Genomic DNA, 25,089 nt, shown 5'->3' with positions numbered 1-25,089 from the left:
ATTGTCTTCAATTTAGACAGGATTTTTGCGAATCATAGCACCGCTCAAGATGTTTTTGTCTAATTCAATTGTTTCTCTTGGCAGAATATATTTTTTTCGCTATTATCCACCGCGCAAAAGGTGAAGTGTCCGAGTGGCTGAAGGAGCACGCCTGGAAAGTGTGTAAACGTTTATAGCGTTTCGAGGGTTCGAATCCCTCTTTCACCGCCAGAATAAACTGCAATGCCAAGCAGAATGAAGGTCTAAATTGATAAAATTTAGGCCTTTTTTAATTTTATTGTTCTCAATATTAAATATTTCTACCTAATTGATCTTTAAACTTTTTGGCTTAATGACATCACAATATTTGAGTCCTGATTGATGGATTTAATTCACACGTTTTTTTCCTAATGCACGACTTATGGATTTTTTATTAGCAGTAAGAAAGACACGTTTATTTACAAATACAAATTTTATATTCTAAAGACAATTACTTAAGCCTATGCTAAAAATTAATCATCCTCTCAATATAGGCACTATTCAAAAAATTATTCATTAATTTAAACATCATAGAACTGAAACGCGATTGCGGTACTTTTAACTTGATCAACGAAAAACTTAAAAAACACCTTTCATATATCACTGCTATTCCGGAGAGAACATGAATAACAGCCAGAACTATGTTAAGCAGATCAAGAACGCCAAACGTGGTGGCTATACCCCAACCCTTGCCAAAGACATCAATAAACATAAAATTCAAAAAGCACAGCGTCTGATTGACGAATGGCGAAAGCTCGCCAATGAACTCCGCCCCCAAATGCAACTGGAGATGGCATATACACTTGAAGAATGCGCACAGGATCTAGACCAAATTTTAAGAATGAAATAGCACTCAACGTTCATCCATCCTATTTTTTCGCCCACATCTTGTGGGCGAAACATTGCCTAATTTTATTTCTCTGGTTTTTAGAGCCAAACATCGGTTGAATGCTGAATAAATCAAACGTATAAATTACATTCGATTTGCTGTTTTTTTAACTTGCACCACTTCAAAAAATCTGTAGAATGCATTCCACAACGCCGGCATAGCTCAGTTGGTAGAGCAACTGACTTGTAATCAGTAGGTCCACAGTTCGAATCCGTGTGCCGGCACCATTTCTTAGCCTCGCTTTTTAGTGAGGCTTTGATGTTTTTAGAGCCGCTTTTTTATGGCTTCCTCGCGCTAATCTGCACATAACGAATCAGCCCGTCTCGATACAACTTTTCGCACAATTTTGCCGTCATCTTGATTTTGAATTGATCCACATGACTCAGGCTCATCTGACTTTTTTGTTCTTGAATATAATCTGCAAAACCCTGAAATACGAATTCGCTGATATCTTCAATCTGGATATTTTCGAAACCTGCCTGTTGCACTTGGTGTTGTAAATTTTGTTTTGAATTTAAATTTTTCAAATTCACATCTGCTGCTTTCAACAGACTTTGATATTTCAATCGTTGCAATGAATTTAAATTCAAAAACGCATCAGACAACATTAAATAGTGAAAAGCAAAGCGCCCTTTTGAATTCAAAACATTAACAACTGATAAAAGCAATAAATTCAAATCACTATGATACGCAGCATCAATACACAGCACCGCATCCATACAGTTTTGTGGATAAATATTTTTTAAATTCAAAAATGAATCTTGTTGTATTTCGATTTTTGAATTTAAATTTTTTTGGATTTTTTCCACACATTCGGTTTGCAATTCGACTGCGGATAAGTTTTGAATTTGAAAATGTTCCATCCAAAAAACCAAGCTCGCGCCCTGCCCACAACCAAGGTCTAAAACACGATCTGTAGATTTTAATTGAATGGATTCGGCAAGATGGAAAGCGAGTTTTTGACAGGCTGCAGGATAGGATGATTTTGCATCATCCCAATAGCCCAAATTACTCCAAGCAAGTTCCGCATCATCTCCGAGTAGTCGACTGTTAATCGCATATTTATGGCTAGGGATGTGCTGACGAATTGCTTGAAGCCATTTCATGTTAGTAACCGAGTTGAGGGGCAACCTCCACTTTAGGTTTTAAACCTACAAACGGCAATGGTGCACCAAAAATTTCTGCAATATGCATAGCAGATGTTACCGCAGACTCTAAAATCGGCAGACCATCGCAAGACCATGAGCCACAAAAGAAGACTTTACGCTCAGGGGATAAATGTCGTTGCTGTAACTCTTTATTCAGCGCCACCGTATGTGAATCCACCACTGCGCGTGTCAAACTGACCGAAGAGATCACTTTTTTAGGATCAATCGGTGTCACTGGCTGCCAAGTTTGGAACACTGGAGTTTTACCCACCAAGCTCGGCTCGATTGAGTTCAGCCACACGGTAAATTGCTGACGAGTAAATTTACGATCCATCATATAACTTAGTACAGACCAATCTTTGCGCTTCGGCGGCATCACGGTTTGATCGGTGTGAATCACCAACTGACCTTGCTCAAATTTAAATTTCTTTAAGAGCTCAATATCATCAGCAAACTGGGTTGGATCTAAAAATTCTTCCGTTTTGGTGGTTGGTGTCGCAACAACCACGCGATCGAATAGATGATGTGCTCCGGCCTCAGTTTCCACCAAGACTTTATCGTCTTGCTCGTGCACTTTGGTAATTGCCGTACCACTTTGAATATTTAAACCTTCAATCAGCTTATCAACCAACGCAGGTGTACCACCTTGGATACGCAACAAGGCATCACCATTGGTCAATTGACGCAAAAAAATCAACAGCGGTTTCGCAGGCCATTCGCCAATCGTTTTCGGGTTACAGGTGCAAATGGTATACAACACAGGCATGACCGCACCATGCCAAAATACTTCTTCAATTTCATTTTTATTAATGAACTCTGCAAGCGTGATGTCCTGATTTTTTGATTTAAAAAATCGAGTGATCGCGGCTTTGAGTTGCAACATTCCTTTGACTAAACGCCAGCCATATTGTTGTAAGCCTTTACGGTTATTAATAATTGGGAAATTACCAATACGGCTACGACTGGTGGTCAACCACGTTTCTGTACAATCTTCAAAGAGCCAACTGCATGCCATATAGGTACGGACAGGGAAAGTTTTAATTCCTAAATGGGTCGCCAAACTTAAGGTATTTTTCCAGAGGTGTGGATTCATCACACGCAAAGGGGCATCGATTAAGCCGCCTTCAAACTCAGTGCTGTGGCTATCCATACCACGACCAGGCAGAGCTTCGAAAATTGTAATGTTATGCCCTGCGTCTTTAAGAATTCTTGCGGTAGCCAGCCCAGCCATGCCACTACCGATGACTGCAATTTCCAATTTTCTTTTCCATCTATAAAACACAGTTTAAAAGTATGACTGATCAGAACTTAAAAATAGCTATTAAAAAATACCAGATTCGCACTTTTTGTATGGATTTCAGTACAGCCGTTTTTAAGTTAAATTTACAAATATTTACAGTCAAAAAGCACACAATTTAAGCTTTGTTTTTTAAACATATTTTTCTTTAAAATTTTAATTACTCTATAAAACCAAACAATTAAATTAACCATTTTTATAACTTTCGGTTTACTTTAAAGCCAAGTCTCGCTAAGATGCGCCACATAAGAAAGTGATAAATTCATCACAATTTATAAAAAGTAAAATGATATTTAAATCATGACAACTATAAATACTACAGCGCTTAATAAAAAAGCCTCTGACTGTTCAGAGGCTTTTTTTTCGGCTATTTCAATGTCATGAATTTCGCTTAAGCTTCATGCGCCACTGCAATTTCACCAAATTTTCCGTTATTGAAATCATCAAAGGCTTGAATGATTTCAGCTTTGCTATTCATCACAAATGGGCCATAACCTTGAATCGGCTCATTTAGTGGCTCACCGCTAAGCAACAAAAATTGTGTGTCCTGCAACGCTTGTAGCTGAATGGCGATATCGTCTTTGGCAAACATGACCATCGAACTGTCTTGAACTTTATGGCTTTCATTCACCACAACTTCACCCTTCAAGACCACCAAAATGGTGTTATGCCCTTCAGGTACATGTAAGGTGGTTTCATATTGAGCTTTTAACTCACCATCCCACACATTCACTGGACTAAAGGTCTGTGCTGGCCCAAGGTGACCACCCATTTCACCGGCAATCACCCGAATATGCCCTGCACCTTCATCCATGTCTATGCGTGGAATATCTTGGCGCGTGATCGCTTGATAACGAGGCTGAGTCATTTTGTCTTTTGCCGGTAAATTCACCCACAATTGAACCATCTCAAAAAGACCACCTGCTTGAGCAAATTCAGGCGAATGAAATTCTTCATGTACCAAACCCGAACCTGCGGTCATCCATTGCACATCGCCCGTTTGAATTGTGCCGCCACCACCACTTGAGTCTTTATGAGTCACTTCACCGCTGTAGGCGATAGTCACGGTTTCAAAACCACGATGTGGATGTGAACCCACGCCATGCTGTGCAGTGGTGGGATCGAACTGATAAGGTGCCGCATAATCCAAAAGCAAAAATGGGCTAATGGCCTGACCTAGACGATCATAGGAGAATAAGCTTTTGACTGGAAAACCATCACCCACCCAATGCATTTGCTGATTACGATAAACACCAATTACTTTTTTCATTTCTTAGCTCCTATATTCATACGATAGGATGAACATAGCGCTTATTTTAAGCTTTGAAATACTTGCTGACCATCATCCAAATAGCATTATATATCTCAAATATAGAACAATAATCAGTAATACAATCTAAAATTTACTCAAAAACAAGCATTGATTTGGAAAATATAGGGGTTTAAGTCATATTCAACAATGAATTATCCCAATATTATGATTGTTTTTCTCATTTAATCCCATTCCATTATCCCATTTTTATAGCTATGCTAAATCGAGTTAACACGCAGACTTCATCTGATCCTGCGTACTTGCAAACAGGAAAGAGGACAATAAAATGGGCAAACCTTACGTTCGTTTAGACAAAGACAATGCCGCGGTACTTTTAGTTGACCATCAAACGGGTCTACTTTCATTGGTTCGCGATATTGATCCAGATAAATTTAAAAATAATGTGCTCGCACTTGCTGCAGCTGCTAAATATTTTAATCTTCCAACAATTCTCACCACCAGTTTTGAACAAGGTCCAAACGGGCCATTGGTTCCAGAACTCAAAGAAATGTTCCCTGACGCACCTTATATTGCACGACCAGGTCAAATTAATGCTTGGGATAATGAAGATTTTGTGAAAGCAGTCAAAGCAACCGGCAAAAAACAATTGATTATTGCCGGTGTAGTGACTGAGGTTTGTGTGGCATTCCCAACCTTGTCTGCTTTAGAAGAAGACTTTGACGTCTTTGTGGTGACCGATGCTTCAGGTACTTTCAACCATTTAACCCGCGACTCAGCGTGGGAACGTATGACGCAAGCGGGTGCACAGCTCATGACGTGGTTTGGTACCGCGTGTGAATTACACCGTGACTGGCGTAATGATATTGAAGGTTTAGGTGCGCTTTTCGGCAACCATATTCCAGACTACCGTAACCTCATCAACAGCTATACGCAAAATACTGAAAAGAAATAATCCTCCAGTAGTAAAAAGCGGCTTCGAGCCGCTTTTTTATACCTGATGTATAAATTGACGTATGATAATTGGAATTGAAATAATTTTTCACTGCATAAGGTGATCCATGCATTCATTTGATGACTATTACTACTTTTACTTGGTGGTGAAACATGGCGGTTTTAGCGCTGCAAGTGAAGCATCGAATATTACAAAATCAAAATTAAGCCGACGCATTTTAGATCTTGAAGCCAAATATAATGTCACCCTTATTCAGCGTTCTACCCGACACTTTAAGGTCACGACATTAGGCCAAGAATTGTATGAAGAATGCATAAAAGTGATCGAACAAGTCGAATGTGCGCATCAGGTGCTCTTGAAGCAAAAAAGTGAACTTGAAGGCTTGGTTAAAATTAGCTGTCCACCAGTCATGATGGAACATCAAATTCGCCCCTTGTTAAATCAGTTTTTAAAAGATCATCCCAAAGTTCAGGTCGAACTCGAGCTGTCTAGCCGCCGTGTGGATGTCTTACATGACGACATTGATTTGGCGATTCGCACCAATTTTAGTAAGAATGAAGACTCGAGTATTATTGTACGTGACGTGATTAAAACCGTGCATTGCTTAGTGATTAGTCCTGAACTTTTACAAGGACGCGAGTTAAAGCATATTACCGAATTGACAGAATTTCCGAGTATCGTTTTGGGCACACAGAAAAACCGCTATCAATGGCATTTGCATCATACGGGACAGCAAGAACAGATTGAAATTGCCTTACAGCCTCGGATTAAAAGCAATGACTTAGCCGGTACTTATTATGCAGCACTCGATGGTTTAGGCATTGCAGACTTACCCTATTTAACCGTGCAAGCAGATATTGAGGCAGGTCGTTTAATTCACCTCTTCCCCGAATGGTGCTCAAATGTCGGTACGGTGCAATTGGTATATGCTTCGCGCAAAGGTCAACGCCTAGTCATGGAAAGATTAATTGACTATTTAGTCGATGGAGTTCGTGGCTATGCTCCAGAACATGATGGCTATTTAGTCTAATGATCTAAACCACAAAAAAGCCAGAACTGAGTTCTGGCTTTTTTAAATCTACGGTTGGATCACCAAATTAGATTTTACCCACTAGGTCGATCGATGGTGCAAGCGTCGCTTCACCTTCTTTCCATTTTGCAGGACATACTTCACCTGGGTGTGCATGTACATATTGAGCAGCTTTTACTTTACGCATCAATTCAGAAGCATCACGACCAATACCACCTGCATTGATTTCAACGATTTGGATTTTACCTTCAGGGTCAATTACGAAAGTACCACGGTCAGCAAGACCATCCGCTTCAATTAAAACATCAAAGTTTTTCGCAAGTGTCCAAGTTGGATCGCCAACCATTGGGTATTCGATTTTCTTAATTTCTTCAGAAGAATCGTGCCAAGCTTTATGCGTAAAGTGTGTATCAGTAGATACTGAATAAATTTCTACGCCCATTTTTTTGAATTCAGCATAGTGATCAGCAAGATCGCCTAATTCTGTTGGACATACAAAAGTAAAGTCAGCAGGATAGAAAAACACCACAGACCATTTACCGTAGAAGTCTTTTTCTGAAACTTCAATAAATTGACCGTCTTGGTAAGCGGTAGCGTTAAATGGTTTTACTTCAGTATTAATTAAACTCATTTGATATTCCTCTAACTCATTTCAGGGATTGCTTATCTGTTGAAGCTAGAATACGACTTATCAAATCATAGGTAAAACCGAACTTTTTTATAAAAACTATCGGATTTTTAGATTTATTATTTATATTAATATTAGATTTTAATCGACGCTACCAATCAATAATCTATTCGCTCAATGCTGAACACAGTACTGGCAAACATTTAAATACACATAAAAAAACCCTCAAGATTGAGGGCTTTTTTTGATGATGATCTACCGTTTTAAACGCTGTGTTTAAGGTTCATTAAAACGGTAAGTCGTCATCTAAATCTGCTGCTGCAGGAGCCGGTGTCGGTGCAGGCTGTTGTTTTGGCGCAAAACCACCTGGGTTGTTATTGCCATAGCTGTTGCCTTGAGCCGGTTGGTTATTGCCATAACCGCCTTGGTTTGAGCTATTACCGTAGCCACCTTGGTTTTGGTTATTGTTATAACCACCTTGTTGATTATTAAAACGAGGCTGACCAAAATCACCGCCTTGACCTTGTTCGCCTTGTTGGCGATTATTGTCAAGCATTTGCATTTGTTCACCACGAATTTCAGTCGTGTAACGCTCTTGACCGCCTTGATCTGTCCACTGACGAGTACGTAATGAACCTTCAATATACACTTTAGAACCTTTGCGCAAATATTGCTGTGCAATTTCACCTAAGCGGTTATGTAACACAATACGGTGCCATTCTGTTTGCTCTTTACGTTCACCTGTATTTTTATCTGTCCATGAATCACTCGTTGCAATTGAAAACTGAGTGAGAGAACCACCATTTGGGAAAGTTTTTGTTTCAGGGTCACGACCCAAAGTACCAACTAAAATGACCTTATTTACACCACGCATCAGACGTATTCTTCCTATTTGTTTCTATTATTTACTTTATAAGAGTTATGCTTAAATGGCTACCTCTTTCCCTAACAAGTGCGTTAAATGTTGTCGCGCAGATTCATCCATCTGCTGCTTATCCACTTTTACATAAGCCACTTGCTGGTCAGACATCACCACAACTTCTTCAATACCACGAATTGCTAAAAGCTGAGAAGTCCATTCATCCGTTTCTTTATCTTCAGGCAAACTGAAAACCATAGACGATAAATAACGCGGTTGAGCCAACCCAAAACTAATGATCAACCATAAAATGGCTAGCCCTGTCAGGATGCCCCATCCCATTGCCGTATCATTTAGCAACAGAAGTTGCCCACCAATCATACCACCAAAAAATGCCCCCAGAAACTGACTGCTGGCGTTCACCCCCATGGCAGTCGCTTTGGATTGAATTGGAGCTGCTTTCGATAACCATGACGGTAATAATGCCTCCATCACATTAAATGCGATAAAGAATAAACCTAAGCCTGTCAGCAAAATATATTTTGATTCGAAACCAAAAATTAAGATGCCCAATCCTAAAATAATGCCACCAATGGCGGTCAAGAAAATGCCGCGCATTTTGCGATATTTTTCCGCCAAAATAATACTTGGAAAGGCAAAAAACAGGCTCACGACCAAAAGCGGCAAATACACCAGACCATGCGAATGCAAGGGAATATTGGCAAAGTCAATCAACTGAGACGGCACATAGATAAACATCGCTGTGAGCAGTAAATGCAATGAAAAGACTGAAACATGTAAACGATTTAGATCAGGCATTTTCAGTACTTGCTTTAACTGCGTCAGATAACCTTGTTGAAAATTTTTATGATGACGCGTTACTTTCGGTACCAATAGCAACATCGCAATCGCGGCAAGTCCCATGATGGTGGTCACCCAAAATAAACCCGAGATGCCGACTAAACCTGTGAGCCAAGGTCCAAGGCTGAACGCGACCACAAAGGACAGACCGATACTCATCCCCATCATGGCCATGGCTTTAGTACGCTGTTCTTCACGTGTGACATCGGCTAACAAAGCCATCACTACGGCAGATACAGCACCACCACCGGCAATCGCACGCCCGATAATCACGCCATAGATACTATCGGACATTGCAGCAATTGCACCGCCTAAAGCAAACAACAGCAGCCCAATTACCACCAACGGTTTACGACTATAACGGTCTGCAATTAGACTAAACGGGATCTGTAAAATCGCTTGAGTTAAACCATAAACACCCACCGCTAAACCAATAAGTGCTGGTGTTGCCCCTGCATATTGCTGACCTGCCACAGAGAAAACAGGAATAATCATGAACAGCCCCAGCATACGTAAGGCGAAAATACTACTCAAAGCAAAAGTTGAGCGTCGTTCAAGAGCATTCATCATAGCTGGTTAAAAATTCATTAATCTTGGAATGGGATTATAGGACATTCAGCTTAAAGCGAAGCAGGATTTTTATTGATTTTAAATATCCTGATGATTGGACAAATAAAAAGCGCAGCTGACGCTGCGCTTTTTGGGAGATTTTAGGCAAATTTAAATTAGCCTAGATTTTCTTGACGCTTTTTATATTGAATTGAGGCAATCACAGCCCAAACAATAAATGCCACACCAATTAGGCCCGTTACCACTTCAGGGACATGAAGACCTGTGCCACTCGCCAACATAATGAAGGCCAAAGCACCAATCGCATAATGCGCACCATGTTCAAGGAAGATATAAGCATCTAAGGTGCCTTTATCCACTAAGTAAATGGTCATTGAACGCACGAACATAGCACCAATAGCAAGACCGAGCATAATGATTACGACATCAGAGGTAATCGCAAATGCACCAATCACACCATCAAAACTGAATGAGGCATCGAGTACTTCAAGGTAAAGGAAACCACCAAAACCTGCTTTGATCACGCCCGTCGGTACGCCATTTGCATCATGTCCAACCGCATTACCGTTTTCATCAACTTCAGGTTCACCACCCAATAAATGACTCAGTACTTGGACACCGATATACACCACGATCCCCCAGATACCCGCCATGACTACCGCTAGACGAGAGGCTTCGGCCACGTTTGCTGCCATTACCAATAACGCAATTAGGGCAATAAACACGGACATCGCAGGAACGTTTGCAAGATTGGCCAAACGGCGCTCTAGCCAACGGAACCAATGGGTATCTTTCCCTTCATCTAAGAAGAAGTTCAGGAACACCAACAATAAGAAAGCACCACCAAAGGCCGCAATTTCTGCATGATGTGCCATCAATTTTGCAGAGTATTCAATTGGATTATTCAATGCCAATTGCACCACTTCCATTGCGCCCATGTCAGCCGTTACAGCAACAATGACGATTGGGAAAATCAAACGCATACCGAATACAGCAATCACGATCCCGACGGTTAAGAAAATCATTTTCCAGAAATGATCCCAACCACGGAGTACCGATGCATTCACTACAGCGTTATCAAATGACAATGATACTTCCATCACTGCCAAAATTGCAGTAATGGTCAGTGCTGTCAGCATGGCTTGCACACCTGCATTTGGGCCATGATTCAGACCCCAATATGCAGAAATAGCAAGACACACGATCGTAAAGACGATTGAGAAACCAAAATGTTTCATCATGATAGATCGACCTATTCATTCAATAAGATTTCAAAATGAGGGAATACCCAGTTTGAAGCTAAGTTTATGGCGCAATTATGCCGCTTTTCAGGATTGAAACCAAAAATTATTCGTTACATTTTGAATAAACACTCTAAGATGGAGGCTCTCAATTACATCGCATCATGGTGTAGACCCGTCTTTCATTTTTAACGACAGGAATGTTCAATGCGTTTTTCTGAAGAAGTTTGGCAACGTAATACCGCGTTATATCAGCAGATTCTCCATCTACCGTTTAATCAGGAATTGGCTCAGGGCAGTTTAAGCCGCGACGCCTTTTGTCACTATGTCATTCAGGATGCCCATTATTTATTGGCCTATGGTCGTGCACTTGCAGTATGCGCAGCCAAAGCATTTGATGCCGACGATGTGATTCAGTTTTCTGAAGCGGCAAAAATTGCCATCGTGGTGGAACGAAGTCTGCACAATGACTTTATGCAAGGTTTCAACATCAGCAAAGAACAGTTTGAAAATACTCCACTGACCCTTGCCTGCCATCATTACACTTCATTTCTAACAGCGACAGCATGGTCAGAAAGTTACCCTGTGGTCCTTGCCTCACTCCTGCCTTGCTTTTGGATCTATGCTGAAGTCGGCAAAGCCATTGTCAGCCAATCTGTACCGAATAACCCTTACCAAGCATGGATCGACACCTACTCAGGTGAAGACTTCAATACTGCTGTGCAAAACGTGATTCAAACTATTGATCGAGTGGCGGCTCGCTGCGATGCAGATACACGTGAAAAAATGCATGCGGCTTATACGAACGGTGCAAAATTAGAATGGATGTTCTGGGACAGCGCGTATCAACAGCGCACATGGCCTGTAGAATAAACCTTTGATTTAAACTGTATAAAAAATTAAGGATCTAAAATTGCTTTTAGATCCTTTTTTAATACGGTTGGATTCGTTTTTTAAAATGATCCTGCACGATCATTTCAGGCATTAGCGTTTAAAACGATACCATCCGAGGAAAATCCCCATCGCGATAATCACCAAAAAAATCGCCAAACGTGCTTCACGCAATTCACTGCGCGCTGCTTTGCGTTCCTGCATTTCTTCTGAATGAAATTGTGATTTGATCATCGGATCAAGTTGAGCAATGGCCAATAAATCTTTGGGCTTTTCACCTTTGCCTAAAATGAAATACAGCCCTTTCACCTGCATTTCATTGAGTTTTCCCAGTTCAATATTCAGTTGAGTAGCTTGTGCATTATAGTCAGGCACCCAATCTTCTACGCGGGCATATACATGGGCACGACTAATATCAAAGATTGATACATCCTGCACTTTCTTGTCAGTTTGATCTTCCAGTTGTTCACTCAAATCGGAGAATTGGGACAGTACATAGTCTTTTTTCTGTGCCAACTGTACACCATCAAAAGCATACTCTTGTGTTTTTTGTGCAGGATTATTTTTCAACAATAAACCTTGCGGAACGACTTTAAAGTCCAGAACAGTATTGTCAGGGACTTGGTTGGTTTGCAGTACCATATAGACCACAGACCATAGCTGTTCATTTTGCCCGACCGCAGGCACGCTCACGCTATAACGCTGCTCGGCTACCGGGTCAATAAACTGTTCAAACGCGAGGATTTGACTGTCTTCAGCCCACAGGATTTGGCTTAAAAACATGAGGCAGATGATCACCCAAAATTGTTTTAACATTATTTGCTCTTATCATGATTATTTTCTATTCTGGCAGAATTATAATTATTTATTCAAATACTTACATTCAAAATCACATATTTAATGATTGGAAATTCATCATAATTTTAGCCAAATCTATAGTTTTATAAATGATCTAGAACCCATAAAAAATTGATCTAAATCAGCATCGATATGGGCTTTTGATGCTTACTGAAAACTATGCCATGCATAAATCAAAACAGCCGCAGCAAGCACCCAACTCAACGTTGCTACACTCAAACATGCCGTTAAACTCACACGTGTTGCGAGCAGGTACACCATCAATAAATAAATGAAATATGGGATGAGAGACCAGAGTCCAAACAGTGCAGTTTTTTGTAATGCGGCTGCACCCTGATCATTTGCCACAATGACATGAGCAATCAACGCAAAAGTCGGAAACAATGGAACCAAACCTGCAATATAAAACGCCTTACTTTTAGACAGCAAAGCAATTAATACCACAACAAAGGCACCCATTAAGCTTTTGAGAAATAAGGACAACATGGCATTCTATAGTTTCGAGAAAACTGCATTTTACGCCTTTTCTGCGATAGTCCTGAGATTTTCCAATGGATTGTTATGCGCATGACACAGGAGATTTAAACGATGAACTCAAAACAGTCACAGCGCTTTTATATTTATGCACCTTTACACCACAGGCTAGATGTAAAGCGCGCCTTTTGTTGCTCAGCCATTTGCTTAAACTGCGCTTGAACTTTTAAATCTTCAGCACTCATCAAATGTTGATTGTTTTCAACAATTGCCAAAACCAAATCAAACTGTTGAGGAATTTTTTCGCAAGCCAGCTGCTTTTTTTCAGCTTCTGTTTTGGCTTGACCTAATTTCGCAATATACAGATCAATTTTTTCACTTTCGGTATTCAGCGCCAAAGTTGCTTGTTCTAAGCTGTCATATTTTTGCGCTTTCGGTGTGTGGTTCGGGGTACATGCACTCAAAAACACACTACACATCAATAAACCCATCACACCTAATGTTGGATTGAGATGAAGTTGCCATTTCATGTTAAAAGTCCTAGATTGCTGATTTGCAGATGTTTTAGGGCATCGGCATAGACAGCTATATTTTGATTCGGCCATTTTTCTCACAAAGTCACGCATAAATCTAGGTTTAAATTACACTTGAACATTTTTCATGCGCTATCATATATAGGTTTTTCGATGAATATTTTAGGACCCCTTGCATGAGCCAAAGCCATATCCGTATTCGAGGCGCACGTACCCATAACTTAAAAAATGTGTCACTCGATATTCCACGCGACAAGTTTGTGGTCATTACGGGTCTTTCTGGTTCAGGGAAGTCCTCTTTGGCTTTTGATACCTTGTATGCTGAAGGTCAACGTCGCTATGTTGAGTCCTTATCTGCCTATGCACGCCAATTCCTTTCGCAAATGGAAAAGCCCGAAGTCGACTCGATTGAAGGCTTGAGTCCTGCGATTGCCATCGAACAAAAATCAACGAGCCACAACCCACGCTCAACAGTGGGAACAATCACCGAAATTTACGACTATTTACGTCTACTCTATGCCCGTGTCGGCACGCCGTATTGTCCTGAACATGACCTCCCGATGGTGGCTCAGACTGTGTCTGAAATGGTCGATACCGTCAAAGGTCTAGAAGAAGGCACGGCGCTTATGTTGCTTGCCCCTGTGGTCCGTGACCGTAAGGGTGAATACACCAACTTATTTGAACAATTACAAGGTCAGGGTTTTGTCCGTGCCCGTGTCGATGGTGAAGTTATTGATATCGACACACCACCCGAATTAGACAAAAAGAAAAAGCACACCATTGAAGTGGTGGTCGACCGTTTTAAAGTACGTGATGATCTTGGCAACCGGATTGCAGAAAGTTTTGAAACGGCTTTACGCATGGGCGGTGATATTGCCATTTTGTCATGGATGAAAGGCGAACAAGAAGACCGCGTATTTTCAGCCAAACACTCCTGCCCTGAATGTGAACGTGCCGTAGGTGAACTCGAACCGCGTCTATTTTCCTTCAATAATCCATTCGGTGCCTGTCCTGTTTGTGATGGTTTAGGCACACGCAGCCATTTTAGTGCTGAAAAACTCATTCCAAGTCCAGATGTATCAATTAGCCAAGGTGCGATTCGCGGTTGGGACCGTCAGCGTCCGTATTACTACAGCATGATCCAAAAAGTGGCAGATCATTTTGGCTATTCTTTGGAAACCCCATGGAATGAACTCGATGCCGAGACCAAAAAGAAATTCCTTTATGGTACAGGCAAGGAAAAAGTTGACCTCAGCTATATTGATGAGCGTGGTCGTTCGCACAAACGTGTGCAAGCCTTTGAAGGGATTCTACCTCACCTAGAGCGTCGCTACCGTGAAACGGAGTCGAACTATGTGCGTGAGGATTTAGCACAGTATTTATCAAATGCCGCATGTGATGCTTGCGGTGGCTCACGTCTCAATGAAATTTCACGCCATGTCCGAGTTAAAGATAAAACCATCGCGCAAATCACCAAGATGTCGATTGGCGATGCTGAAAGCTATTATCAAGATCTCAACTTAAGCGGTGCCAAAGGCGAAATTGCCGACAAGATTTTCAAAGAAATCCGTGAACGTTTGCACTTCCTAGTCTCTGTAGGGTTGAACTATTTAAGTTTATCGCGCTCGGCAGAAACACTGTCGGGTGGTGAAGCACAGCGTATCCGTCTGGCTTCACAAATTGGTGCGGGCCTCATGGGCGTGATGTATGTCCTCGATGAACCATCGATTGGTCTACATCAGCGTGATAATGATCGCTTGCTTGAAACCTTAGTTCGCCTACGTGACCTTGGTAATACCGTACTAGTTGTAGAACATGATGAAGACGCGATCCGTGCCGCCGACCATATTATTGATATTGGCCCAGGTGCAGGTGTGCATGGTGGTCATGTGATTGCCGAAGGGACTTATGATGAAATTTTGGCAAATCCAGATTCATTAACTGGTCAATATCTATCAGGAAAGCTCAGTATTGATGTGCCGAAAACACGAACACAACCGCCAAAACCTGAAGAACAAATCAAATTGATGGGCGCTGCGGGTCATAACCTAAAAAATGTCGACCTGACCATTCCTTTAGGGGTAATGACCTGTGTGACAGGTGTATCAGGTTCAGGTAAATCGACGCTGATTAACCGTACTTTGTTACCACTTGCAGCAACTCAATTGAACGGTGCAACCACACTGACTGCGGAAAAATTTGACTCGATTGACGGCTTACAGTTCCTCGATAAAGTCGTTGATATTGACCAAAGCCCAATTGGTCGTACACCACGTTCAAACCCCGCAACTTACACTGGTTTGTTTACCCCTATTCGTGAACTTTTTGCGCAAACCCCTGAAGCTAAAGCACGTGGTTATGCGGCAGGTCGTTTCTCATTTAATGTGAAAGGTGGTCGCTGTGAAGCCTGCGAAGGTGACGGCATGATTAAAGTCGCAATGCATTTCTTACCTGATATGTATGTGCCTTGTGATGCCTGCCATGGTAAGCGCTATAACCGCGAAACGTTAGAAGTTGGTTATAAAGGTCGTAATATTTCAGATGTCTTAGAAATGACGGTTGAAGATGCGATGCATTTCTTCGACGCTATTCCTGTGATTCACCGTCGTTTGGAAACCTTGAACCAAGTGGGCTTGGGCTATATCCGTTTGGGTCAGTCTGCAACCACACTTTCAGGTGGTGAAGCGCAGCGTGTGAAATTGGCTCGTGAGTTGGCAAAACGTGATACAGGTAAAACCTTGTACGTGCTTGATGAACCGACGACAGGTCTGCATTTCCATGATATTGCCAAATTACTCGACATCCTGCATGAGCTACGTAATAAGGGCAATACCATTGTGGTGATTGAGCATAACTTGGATGTGATTAAAACCGCCGATTGGATTGTAGACTTAGGCCCTGAAGGTGGTGCGGGCGGCGGTATGATTATTGCCGAAGGTACGCCTGAATTTGTTGCGAAGAATAAACTGTCGCATACAGCGAAGTTTTTAAAGCCGATGTTGAAGTAATTGAATCCTCCCCAACCCTCCTTTAATAAAGGAGGGAGTATTCCATTATTAATTCAGTGGAGTTCCCCCTCTTTTTCCTTGCGCCATATATGGCTCAAGGTTAGGGGAAGATTAATCTAAATGATTTTTTATAATGTCGTTCATATATTTTCTTTTAAATTCAGATTCTTCACCTATTTTATTCAATACCATTACCACCATGTCTTTCATAAAAAAATCATCGACTTTGATTTTGCTTAGCTTACGCAAACACGCAATAATCGTTTTATCTTTGTCTAAATAAAATTTTTCTTGATAGATATCTACTGTTAAATATTGATACCAATCATTTAATAAAAATTCATTTAACTTATGTTTATCCTCTTCTTCTTTAAAATAGTCATATTGTAAATAATGTGAAATAATTCCTTTTAAGTCCTTATCTTCCTTATAATTTTCCGCTAGTTTATCTATGTGTTCATAAAAAATATTATTTGGATAGCCCCATAGCCTGATCTCTTCATTTTTACGTGAAATAGCTTGCCCGAGATCGGAATCTAATACCTTTAAGACATCTTTCTGAAATTTTTGAAACTTTGGCTCATCATTTAAATATTCTTTTATAAATTCATAAGTAATCGCTACGTTGTATATAGTTTCCACTTGTATAAGATCACCACCTAATTCCGCTAAAAACGTAAAATCACTTTCATTTATTATTAAATTAAATCTTCTGTCAAAAATGTCCCATAGCTTATTTTTTAGAATTTGATTTTTTTCAGATATCAATTCAGAACTAGCTAAATCTTTTAATAAACTTAAATCCAGTTCATCTACTTGATCAAACCATTTTTTAAACTCACTAAGCCATACATCAGAGTGTATAAAATTGTACGAAATATTCTGTAATGCTTTATATGTTTTAACTTTCCGCTCAGACCAATCTTTTTGATTATCTTCGAGAACCAATTGGATATTTTCCCATTGAAACTCATACTTAACACCAAAATCAGCAATGAAATAACATTGTATAACTCTAATTAAAATAATTTCTTTTGTTGAGTAAGCAACTTCTGCAGGTAATTGCTCTAGAAAATGCTTATACAGTTTTATTACTTTTTGAAAAAATCTAAAATTATGAATTTCCAACTCATCTGCAAATTTCACCATCAAATTTATTAAAGCGGTATCTATTCCTTCTGCATTAGCACGTATCAAAGGCTCAACAGATGTAATTTTTATGGTTTCATCAATCAACTTTTCTTTATATTCAGCATATTTTTTCTTATTCTCTCCTTCAGCTTTATCTTCATCTAAAATCAAAACGACCTGACAATTTCTTTCTAGTTTCAGCTGATTAGCTAAGCCCATGACATCTTTTATATCGAGCTTGTTTGACATTCGTTCAAAGTCATCAAAACAAATAATGGCATCTTTAACTTGAGCATATAACATGGATTCAAAAATTCGTGCGGAAGAACTAATTCCATATTCGCTGCTCGTTAGCTTAACCTCTCTTAAAGCTGTAAGTCCCTTTTTGATGAATGTGGGTATTTCAAAGTTCTTTGAGGACTCTTGATTAAAGTAATTACTACTCATATTTGTGGATATAGCAGCTTTAAGATCAGATAAATTTTCTATACCAAACAAAGAAACATAAGCATATTTTTTATCAAAAAAATTCTTATGCATAAGCCTTACGGACAGTGGTAAATACTTCCTTTCCTGTTCTTTGATTGATTGAACTTTTAAAAAGCTATTCCAGAAGAAAGTTTTCCCAACTCCCCAAGACCCAGTAATCGCAATTGCGATCCCATTATTATCATTTGTTCTAAAAATATCTTCTAAACGTTGTTCTTGAGACTGGTTCATTGTCTTGAAATATTAATAACTTGTATCCTTTATATCTGCAAAAAACAATAAATTCAATCACATGACGGCGACATGGATGTCGCCTGTTTGACTGGGGCAGCACGGATGTGCCCTCAGGCAAACAAAAGCATTTTGCTTACTTTTGTGCTTTCAAAAGTAAGATAAATCCTACGCAATGGAAGCTAAAACCTAATGCAAAGCGAGGACGTGCCAACTCAAAATTCAAAAAATTAACGTAAATAATGAAACACACCCAACTTATCCAACACATCCAAAGTTAACTGCTTACGCTCTGCCACATCATCCCCTGCTGCCATCTGCAAATTCAAACTAAACGCCGTGAACTTACCATGACCATCATCCACCCAACCGGTATACCAACCGACTTGGGGCTCCACATCCATCCCCCAACCGCTCTTGGCATATAACTTTGCATCGCCACGACTCTCAATATAAAGCATGTCTTTGACTTGCTGCTGTACCGTGACATCAAACGGTAATTTCTCTGTCGCAAGCTGATACGCAAATTTGACTTCTTGTTCAGGCGTAATCTTTAACGGCCCAACCAACCAAAAATTATCCACCTGCTTGCCAATATTGGCATTACCAAAACCGACTCGGTTGACTTCTTGTTGCATTAACGCCAAACCTATTCGCCTTGCCAGTTCCTGATATACAGGAACTGCAGATGCTTGCATGGCTTCACCCAAAGTCAGGTCTTTTTCCCATGAGGGGAAAGCACGTTTTTCACCTTTCCATTTAAAAACTTCAGTAGCTGTCGCCTTCTGATGTTGCAAACCAATTAAAGCATTTAACATTTTAAAAGTAGATGCAGGAATGTATTCTGTCTGGGCGCGCTGTAAGTCATTGCCATAATGACTCAAACGCTGACCATCAAATGTGACAAATACCGCCTGTGTCTGTGCTTGATTAAATAAAGACGGAATTTCACTCAACCGTGAATTTACTAAATTGGATTGAGCGGTTTGTTTTAAGTGTTGAGATGAATCCAACATGCCTTCATTTGTTGTACATGCTGACAAACTCAGGACAGTCATCAACGATAGATATATTTTTTTCATTGCACTATTTTTATGGCGTTTAAAGTCCACAGTATAAGATGAAGTTCAAACCTGAATTGTGTACTTTTCAATAGTCTTGTATCTGTTGCAAACTTAGCATATCGACTATTTATTTTTAAACAAAACATCCTTATGATGACGCCTATCATGAACTCAACAACGAATAATTTTTAACTTTTTAAAATATAAAAGCATACTAACAATGAATAAATTTATCTTAAGTTTCAGCCTCTTATTATGTCCAATATATAGCTTTGCCGATGGCTATCTAAACGAATACATGGTGCTGTTTGTCTCACAAGAAGACCCTGATCTTAGCCCATGGAAAGATAAGCCGCAGTGTAAAGCCCTCAGTACCCCGACTTCACACAAAGGGATCTATGAAAATCGATATGTCTATGCCAATGGCAATGCCCTAACCACCATCTTTCTGAGCAACAGCAAAATTAAAAATGGTGAATGTGAACATCTAATTCACTTTCCAGATGGTATTCAAGGCTCAGGCGTATTTGAAAGTTTCTTCCCCAATGGCAAACCCCGTAGCCGCATTGCCTATAAAAATGGGGAGTACGAAGGCAAACTCGAGTTTTGGTTTGCCAATGGGATAAAAGAGCAAGAAAGTAGCATCATCAATGGTGAATCTCAGGGGGATTACAAAATTTGGCATCCAAATGGCCAACTGGCTTTTTCTCAAAATTATAAAAATGGTATCGAGCATGGCCTGCGCCAACGCTGGTATAGCGATGGTAAACCGTGGACCTATGCCAATTTTCAAAATAATAAACTGATTGGTGAGCTGAAAATGTGGTTTGAAAACGGCAAACTAGAACGCCAAGGTTATTATCGTAATGGCGTTCGTCATAACAGTTATAAAATTTGGTATGACAATGAGCAACCTGAAGCGGTGCTTCAGTACAATTTAGGCAAAATTACCCAAGCCCAGTGTTGGAATGAAGATGGTAGTCAAATGAACCAACAAGCCTGCAATAAATTATATAAAGATGAAGATTAATTCATTTGTCTGGCTAACTTTATGAATCTGCCAAGCTGCGTTTAGACTGAAACACGATCACGCCCCGCAGCTTTGGCTTTAAACAATGCTTGGTCTGCTCGCTCTAATAAATCGATCCAGTTTTCGGCCCCCACTGCCACACCAATACTCACCGTCACAATGAGATCGGCTTCGTCCTCTGCCAAATTAAAATTCACATTCTGAATATCGTGCCGTATAGTTTCGGCAATGTGTTGGGCTTTGAGCATATTAATCCCCTCGATCAGGACTAAAAACTCATCTCCACCATATCGCACCACCAAGTCGGATGAACGAATATGTTTTCGTAATTGATTGGCAACATGTTGAATCACCAAATCGCCGACAATATGCCCATAGCGATCATTCACCTGTTTAAAGTGATCAATATCAATCACGATCAGTGCTGTATGTAAAAAGCCTGAATTTTGGCTGTCGCGAAATTTAATATATTCATCTAAGGCAAAACGATTGGCGACATTGGTAAGTGAGTCAGTATTGGCAATATGTTTAAGTTGAAATTCAAAGGCATCACGCTGTTCCAGCATGTTTTCAATATGCTGAATGGCGTCAAATAAACTGAGATAACCTACTTTGGCAGGTTCAATCACGCCTTGATCCATTTGTCGGTGCCGAGCCAGTTTAAATAACTGATTACGAGCACGAATTAAAGGTTCAAACACCCATTTCTTGGCATAGAACATCGTTAATAATGCAGTCAGTAATGACACGAGCGAGACAAAAAGCGTGAAAATCAATTTATTTCGCGCTTCACGTTGTTCATCCGCAGCTACTTTGAGACTGTAATCTAAAATATAACTTTGCAATTCCACCACTGTGACAAATTTATTGACCATTGCATCAGTGAGCTGGGTGCCATCCATGTGATAACGCTGATGTTGAAGACTTTTTTGAGTCAAACCATCAATAATTGGCAAACCTTTATCTAAAAATTCCGTCCGTACCGCATGATGTAACTGTTTAAACTCGGGAGTTTTGTCATGTTCAGACTGCACGACATTGATCAATTCCCATAGATAGCGTGTTTGACGCTGGGTTTGTAAACTCCGCGCTAAATTTTGCTCTGGAATTTCCTGTTGAAATGATACCGCAGCCATAATATTTGATGCGACTCGTCCCGCCTGATCACGTAATTCTGCCAGTAATAAAATCAGCGTGTAATAATTCGATACACGAGTATCTTTACCATGAGAATGATTGACCAATTTCTGCATGGCAATATAGCTTTGATCCCAAGCTTGGAACATCGCCAAAATGGCATGATCCAATTTTTTAGCTTCACGTTGTTGTGTCGGCAGCGCAATATATTGATCGACCGTTTTGCGACCCTGCAACAAATATGGATATAAATTGGACTCTAACTGCTGGGCGATCGGTGCAAAGCCCGTTTCTTTTAAAACTTTCAGTGTATCTTGATATTGCCGATCAACGCCTTGACGATATTCAGCCAACTCAATAATTTTTTGCTCGCGCTGTTCACCTTGACTCGACATTGCACTGTTAGCTGGCGCACGTTCACGGGAAATTTGGTTGGTTAAATCTGCCACCATTTTCAGCATCTGAATTTCTTTCAGCGCTTCGGCACTTTTGAGGTAGTTTTGATTGCTGCTCACAATCAATGGAACACTGATAAATACGATAGACAAGACGATTACTAGCATCGCAAGTTGCAAGCGCTTACTAATATGCTCTGTTCGTAATGTTTCCATCTATTTTATGCCCCACACTTGTTGCATACCCCAACCCACTTCTCAACTAAACGCGGGAATATTTAAATTAATGACCAATAATTTATTAATTTGTAAAGTGAACATTTATAGCTCTAAATTCTATATAAATGTGCTTAATCTGTCACATTTTTATCACTTTAGAACGAGATAATTTGCTAAAAAACAGCAGCATATTTCAAAGCGAAATATTTTTTATTAACTTGTTTAAATAAATATTTACAATTGCAATAAATTGGTGCAGAATGCACCGTATTAGGGCACACTAGATTTCTTCCTCAGCAGAATATTTTAGTTTCCCGAAAATTTTGGCTAAAAAATCCTGATTTTCCTTGAAAATCAGGATTTTTTTTGTCTATATCACTTTAATTGAAAGATAAATAGAATTATTAACGCACCATAAAAGTGCATTTATTTCTACGAGATATTTGCTCTATATTTTATCTTTAATATAAAGTTGCATTTTTGAATAAAAAAAAGCCCAACCTTGGGGAAAGCTGGGCGAATAAAAAACAATAATGGAGAATCAGGGTCAAAGTCACACTTTTAAACCGTGTGACGACTCGATTGGCAAATTATGAATCAAATAAAACCTGATGTAAAGCCAAGTATTTCACTAGGATATTAAAAATATCACAAAGACACATATTTAAGTGACATATCCCTCAAACTTAAAACAAAAATGTCTATTTAATATACAAATAAGTGGTTTTAGCCCAACAATTCAGCAGTCAAAGTCCCGATTTATTACCTCAAATGCGTGAAAAGCGTTAGAATTTACCCACTACAATAAATGTTATTTTGAATTAAAATAACAATAATAATTGTTATTTTAGATTGAAAAGTTGTGTATTTTTTCAAGTGTATTTTTTTAATTAAGAATTTAATCAAACTTACTTAATTGTTCTCAATGATTTTTTTTGAGTGACTTATTAGTTAGAGTAAAAACTGAATTTCTTATTATGAAATAAAGATCTGAGTCAGAGACTGAATAATAACCTTTAGGATCATTGACTTAATATATTGTTACAATACAATGCTCAATGTTTAATCCATTTGTAACAACTGGTAGAAAATCATGAAAAAACTCGGTTTAGCCACTGCTTTATTATTAGCCATGACCGGTGCTCAAGCTTACCAATTTGAAGTTCAAGGCCAAGCAGAATACATCGACACAACTGCAAATGACAAAGATTTCATTGGTGGTGTTCAAGGTACTTACTACTTAAAAAATGTTGACTCTACAAAAGGTCCTTTAGCAGAAGCTGCATTCTTAAACCAAGCTTCTAACGTATCTGTTGCTTACAACTACGGTGAAGTTGGTTCACAAGGTGTTGACGTAGTTGCTCATAACTTTGGTGCTAAAGCTGAAGCTTATGTTCCAACTAAAGTTGTTCCTGTATATGCAAGCGCGTCTTACAGCCACACTATTTTAGATTCTAAAAACCAAGCATCTAAAGTATTAGAAGACAACGGCGACCGTTATGCATTAGAAGTTGGTGCGCTTCCAACTCAAAACTTCTTAGTTGCTGTTGGTTACACTAGCGTTGCTGACCAAGCTGCTGTTGACGCGTTCAACGTTATGGGTAACGGTGTTGCTAAAGCTGTTGCTGAAGCTACAACTATTGGCCAAGACCAAGACGCAATCACTGCACGTGCTAAATATGTTGGCGCAATCGACGACACTAACATGGCAATTGGTTTCGAATCAGGCATCATCTACGGTGATGACACTGCTTACCAATTCAAAACTGATCTTTTCGTAACTCCTAAATTAAGCGTTGGTGCTTCTTACGCTGAATCTAGCTTTGCTGGTACTCCAGACTCAGCTTGGGGTGCGAACGTAAACTACTTCATCACTCCTGCTGTTGCAGTTGGTGCTAGCTATGTAAATGCTAATGCTGAAGAAGTTGCGCTTGACACTCAAACTGTTGGCGTAAACGCTAAATTCCGTTTCTAATTCATATTAGATACTGAATACCAAAAAGGACGCATTTGCGTCCTTTTTTTATTCTGCCATTATTTGTCTTTGGGCTCATGGCGTTCCGGTAAATGGGCAATATATTGCAATGCTATTAAACGTGAAACGATGAGAGCCAAATACATCACCCCACAGAACATTTGAAGCATCGCCAACACCCGTGCAGGCGCGCTGACTGGCATGAGATCTGACAAACCCGTGGCAGACTGCAAACTAAAACTTAAAAATAATAGATCTAACCACGACTGCATACCCGGCTCTGCAGGATTTACAAAACTATCCGGATAAATCAACTGACAAATACTATAGAGAAAAGCAAAACCCCATGCGATGAGGGTAAATACTGCCCCGGCTGCAAAAAGTTCATCTTTGGTTAAATAGCGATCGGCAAACATATAGCGCAATAAGCCATAGGCTGCACTAAAATATGCGCATGCTTCAAAACCATGCGCAATAATTTGAATATTGGGATGATTTACACCGAGCATAATCAAAGTAGAAAACAATACGGCGCAGCCAACAAAACTCAGTCCTAGAATCGTAAACATTGGAGTTTGGCGAATCACTTTGGCAATGATCAATAGTACCGACACCCCAAGTACCCAAATTAGCGCACGAAAAGACAGACTTTCTCGGGTAATCGCGGTTAAAACCAAGATCAGAAACTGCACCAGTAACAGCCATGCTGAGGGTAAAAGTCTAAAGCTTTTCCAAAAATCTACAAAACCTTGCATTATTTTCAATCTCTATATTTTTTTCATGCGCTGAAATGATCGATCTGAAGCATCATCAACTGATTGATTTTAAATTAGCACGAAGTGAGTTTTTTTTATTGCAAAAATTTGTTGATCTTAATCTGAAAAAGCA

At 39.8% G+C, this 25,089-nt stretch carries 21 protein-coding genes and 2 tRNA genes; 9 read left to right on the top strand and 14 right to left on the bottom strand.

Annotated features, from left to right (window positions below):
* Positions 1 to 119: 119 nt before the first annotated feature.
* The 3 genes from FTU02_RS07380 (at position 120) to FTU02_RS07370 (ending at position 1,134) form a co-directional block, all read left to right on the top strand.
* Positions 120 to 210 (top strand) — tRNA-Ser (locus tag FTU02_RS07380).
* 430 nt (positions 211 to 640) lie between these two features.
* Complete coding sequence (locus FTU02_RS07375) at positions 641 to 868, top strand: hypothetical protein (protein WP_078190515.1); 228 nt, start codon at positions 641 to 643, stop codon at positions 866 to 868.
* A gap of 190 nt (positions 869 to 1,058) precedes the next feature.
* Positions 1,059 to 1,134: transfer RNA gene (locus FTU02_RS07370), tRNA-Thr, on the top strand.
* 51 nt (positions 1,135 to 1,185) lie between these two features.
* Here the strand turns inward: FTU02_RS07370 and FTU02_RS07365 are convergent.
* The 3 genes from FTU02_RS07365 to FTU02_RS07355 all read right to left on the bottom strand — a co-directional run bounded on the left by FTU02_RS07365 (position 1,186) and on the right by FTU02_RS07355 (position 4,622).
* Complete coding sequence (locus FTU02_RS07365) at positions 1,186 to 2,013, bottom strand: cyclopropane-fatty-acyl-phospholipid synthase family protein (protein ID WP_180127364.1); 828 nt, start codon at positions 2,011 to 2,013, stop codon at positions 1,186 to 1,188.
* 1 nt (position 2,014) lies between these two features.
* Entirely contained in the window at positions 2,015 to 3,313 is a 1,299-nt protein-coding gene (locus tag FTU02_RS07360) for an FAD-dependent oxidoreductase (protein ID WP_180156526.1), read from the bottom strand.
* A gap of 430 nt (positions 3,314 to 3,743) precedes the next feature.
* Entirely contained in the window at positions 3,744 to 4,622 is an 879-nt protein-coding gene (locus tag FTU02_RS07355) for a pirin family protein (RefSeq protein WP_078193173.1), read from the bottom strand.
* Between the two features lie 328 nt (positions 4,623 to 4,950).
* On the opposite strand from FTU02_RS07355, the gene ycaC reads away from it, so the two are divergent.
* Together ycaC and FTU02_RS07345 are read left to right on the top strand one after the other, a co-directional pair.
* Positions 4,951 to 5,577 carry an isochorismate family cysteine hydrolase YcaC gene (ycaC, locus tag FTU02_RS07350; protein ID WP_078193174.1) on the top strand — a complete coding sequence of 209 codons (627 nt, stop codon included), beginning with the start codon at positions 4,951 to 4,953 and terminating at the stop codon, positions 5,575 to 5,577.
* 106 nt (positions 5,578 to 5,683) lie between these two features.
* On the top strand, positions 5,684 to 6,607 hold the full coding sequence (locus tag FTU02_RS07345; protein ID WP_180025069.1) for a LysR substrate-binding domain-containing protein: 924 nt from the start codon (positions 5,684 to 5,686) through the stop codon (positions 6,605 to 6,607).
* Between the two features lie 67 nt (positions 6,608 to 6,674).
* Here the strand turns inward: FTU02_RS07345 and ahpC are convergent, their stop codons facing one another.
* From ahpC to FTU02_RS07325, 4 genes are all read right to left on the bottom strand, one after another.
* The gene (gene ahpC, locus FTU02_RS07340; RefSeq protein ID WP_078190520.1) at positions 6,675 to 7,238 is read right to left on the bottom strand and encodes an alkyl hydroperoxide reductase subunit C; all 564 of its coding nucleotides are present in this window, start codon (positions 7,236 to 7,238) and stop codon (positions 6,675 to 6,677) included.
* Between the two features lie 283 nt (positions 7,239 to 7,521).
* Complete coding sequence (gene ssb, locus FTU02_RS07335) at positions 7,522 to 8,109, bottom strand: single-stranded DNA-binding protein (protein WP_078193176.1); 588 nt, start codon at positions 8,107 to 8,109, stop codon at positions 7,522 to 7,524.
* 51 nt (positions 8,110 to 8,160) lie between these two features.
* On the bottom strand, positions 8,161 to 9,525 hold the full coding sequence (locus FTU02_RS07330; RefSeq protein ID WP_111884498.1) for an MFS transporter: 1,365 nt from the start codon (positions 9,523 to 9,525) through the stop codon (positions 8,161 to 8,163).
* A 155-nt stretch (positions 9,526 to 9,680) separates the two neighbouring features.
* On the bottom strand, positions 9,681 to 10,766 hold the full coding sequence (locus tag FTU02_RS07325; RefSeq protein ID WP_180035454.1) for a DUF475 domain-containing protein: 1,086 nt from the start codon (positions 10,764 to 10,766) through the stop codon (positions 9,681 to 9,683).
* Between the two features lie 207 nt (positions 10,767 to 10,973).
* Between FTU02_RS07325 and tenA the strand changes: the two genes are divergently transcribed.
* Entirely contained in the window at positions 10,974 to 11,639 is a 666-nt protein-coding gene (gene tenA, locus FTU02_RS07320) for a thiaminase II (RefSeq protein WP_078193179.1), read from the top strand.
* Between the two features lie 111 nt (positions 11,640 to 11,750).
* Here tenA and FTU02_RS07315 read toward each other — a convergent pair whose 3' ends face one another.
* The 3 genes from FTU02_RS07315 to FTU02_RS07305 all read right to left on the bottom strand — a co-directional run bounded on the left by FTU02_RS07315 (position 11,751) and on the right by FTU02_RS07305 (position 13,519).
* Positions 11,751 to 12,473 carry a hypothetical protein gene (locus FTU02_RS07315; RefSeq protein ID WP_180156524.1) on the bottom strand — a complete coding sequence of 241 codons (723 nt, stop codon included), beginning with the start codon at positions 12,471 to 12,473 and terminating at the stop codon, positions 11,751 to 11,753.
* 189 nt (positions 12,474 to 12,662) lie between these two features.
* Positions 12,663 to 13,001: a GlpM family protein gene (locus FTU02_RS07310; RefSeq protein WP_180121009.1), complete on the bottom strand. Its 339-nt coding sequence runs from the start codon at positions 12,999 to 13,001 to the stop codon at positions 12,663 to 12,665.
* 134 nt (positions 13,002 to 13,135) lie between these two features.
* Positions 13,136 to 13,519: a hypothetical protein gene (locus FTU02_RS07305; protein ID WP_180127372.1), complete on the bottom strand. Its 384-nt coding sequence runs from the start codon at positions 13,517 to 13,519 to the stop codon at positions 13,136 to 13,138.
* 179 nt (positions 13,520 to 13,698) lie between these two features.
* On the opposite strand from FTU02_RS07305, the gene uvrA reads away from it, so the two are divergent.
* Entirely contained in the window at positions 13,699 to 16,530 is a 2,832-nt protein-coding gene (gene uvrA / locus FTU02_RS07300) for an excinuclease ABC subunit UvrA (protein WP_180156522.1), read from the top strand.
* Positions 16,531 to 16,641: 111 nt separating this feature from the next.
* On the opposite strand, the gene FTU02_RS07295 is transcribed toward uvrA, so the two are convergent.
* Both FTU02_RS07295 and blaOXA read right to left on the bottom strand, forming a co-directional pair.
* The gene (locus FTU02_RS07295) at positions 16,642 to 18,381 is read right to left on the bottom strand and encodes a P-loop NTPase fold protein (RefSeq protein ID WP_180156520.1); all 1,740 of its coding nucleotides are present in this window, start codon (positions 18,379 to 18,381) and stop codon (positions 16,642 to 16,644) included.
* 230 nt (positions 18,382 to 18,611) lie between these two features.
* Positions 18,612 to 19,463, bottom strand: a complete 852-nt coding sequence (blaOXA, locus tag FTU02_RS07290; RefSeq protein WP_257232766.1) for a class D beta-lactamase — start codon at positions 19,461 to 19,463, stop codon at positions 18,612 to 18,614.
* 202 nt (positions 19,464 to 19,665) lie between these two features.
* On the opposite strand from blaOXA, the gene FTU02_RS07285 reads away from it, so the two are divergent.
* On the top strand, positions 19,666 to 20,475 hold the full coding sequence (locus FTU02_RS07285; RefSeq protein ID WP_180156519.1) for a toxin-antitoxin system YwqK family antitoxin: 810 nt from the start codon (positions 19,666 to 19,668) through the stop codon (positions 20,473 to 20,475).
* A gap of 41 nt (positions 20,476 to 20,516) precedes the next feature.
* Here the strand turns inward: FTU02_RS07285 and FTU02_RS07280 are convergent, their stop codons facing one another.
* Entirely contained in the window at positions 20,517 to 22,223 is a 1,707-nt protein-coding gene (locus tag FTU02_RS07280; protein WP_180084416.1) for a diguanylate cyclase, read from the bottom strand.
* A 1,096-nt stretch (positions 22,224 to 23,319) separates the two neighbouring features.
* Between FTU02_RS07280 and omp33-36 the strand changes: the two genes are divergently transcribed.
* Complete coding sequence (gene omp33-36 / locus FTU02_RS07275) at positions 23,320 to 24,201, top strand: porin Omp33-36 (RefSeq protein ID WP_111884490.1); 882 nt, start codon at positions 23,320 to 23,322, stop codon at positions 24,199 to 24,201.
* Positions 24,202 to 24,260: 59 nt separating this feature from the next.
* Here the strand turns inward: omp33-36 and FTU02_RS07270 are convergent, their stop codons facing one another.
* Complete coding sequence (locus FTU02_RS07270) at positions 24,261 to 24,956, bottom strand: ion channel (RefSeq protein ID WP_180008803.1); 696 nt, start codon at positions 24,954 to 24,956, stop codon at positions 24,261 to 24,263.
* Positions 24,957 to 25,089: the final 133 nt, after the last annotated feature.

Origin of the sequence: Acinetobacter sp. YH12045 (genome assembly GCF_013419925.1) — a bacterium.
Lineage (GTDB): Bacteria > Pseudomonadota > Gammaproteobacteria > Pseudomonadales > Moraxellaceae > Acinetobacter > Acinetobacter amyesii.
The sequence above is the reverse complement of the archived record's forward strand: the minus strand, read 5'-3'. Positions and strand labels throughout refer to the sequence as shown.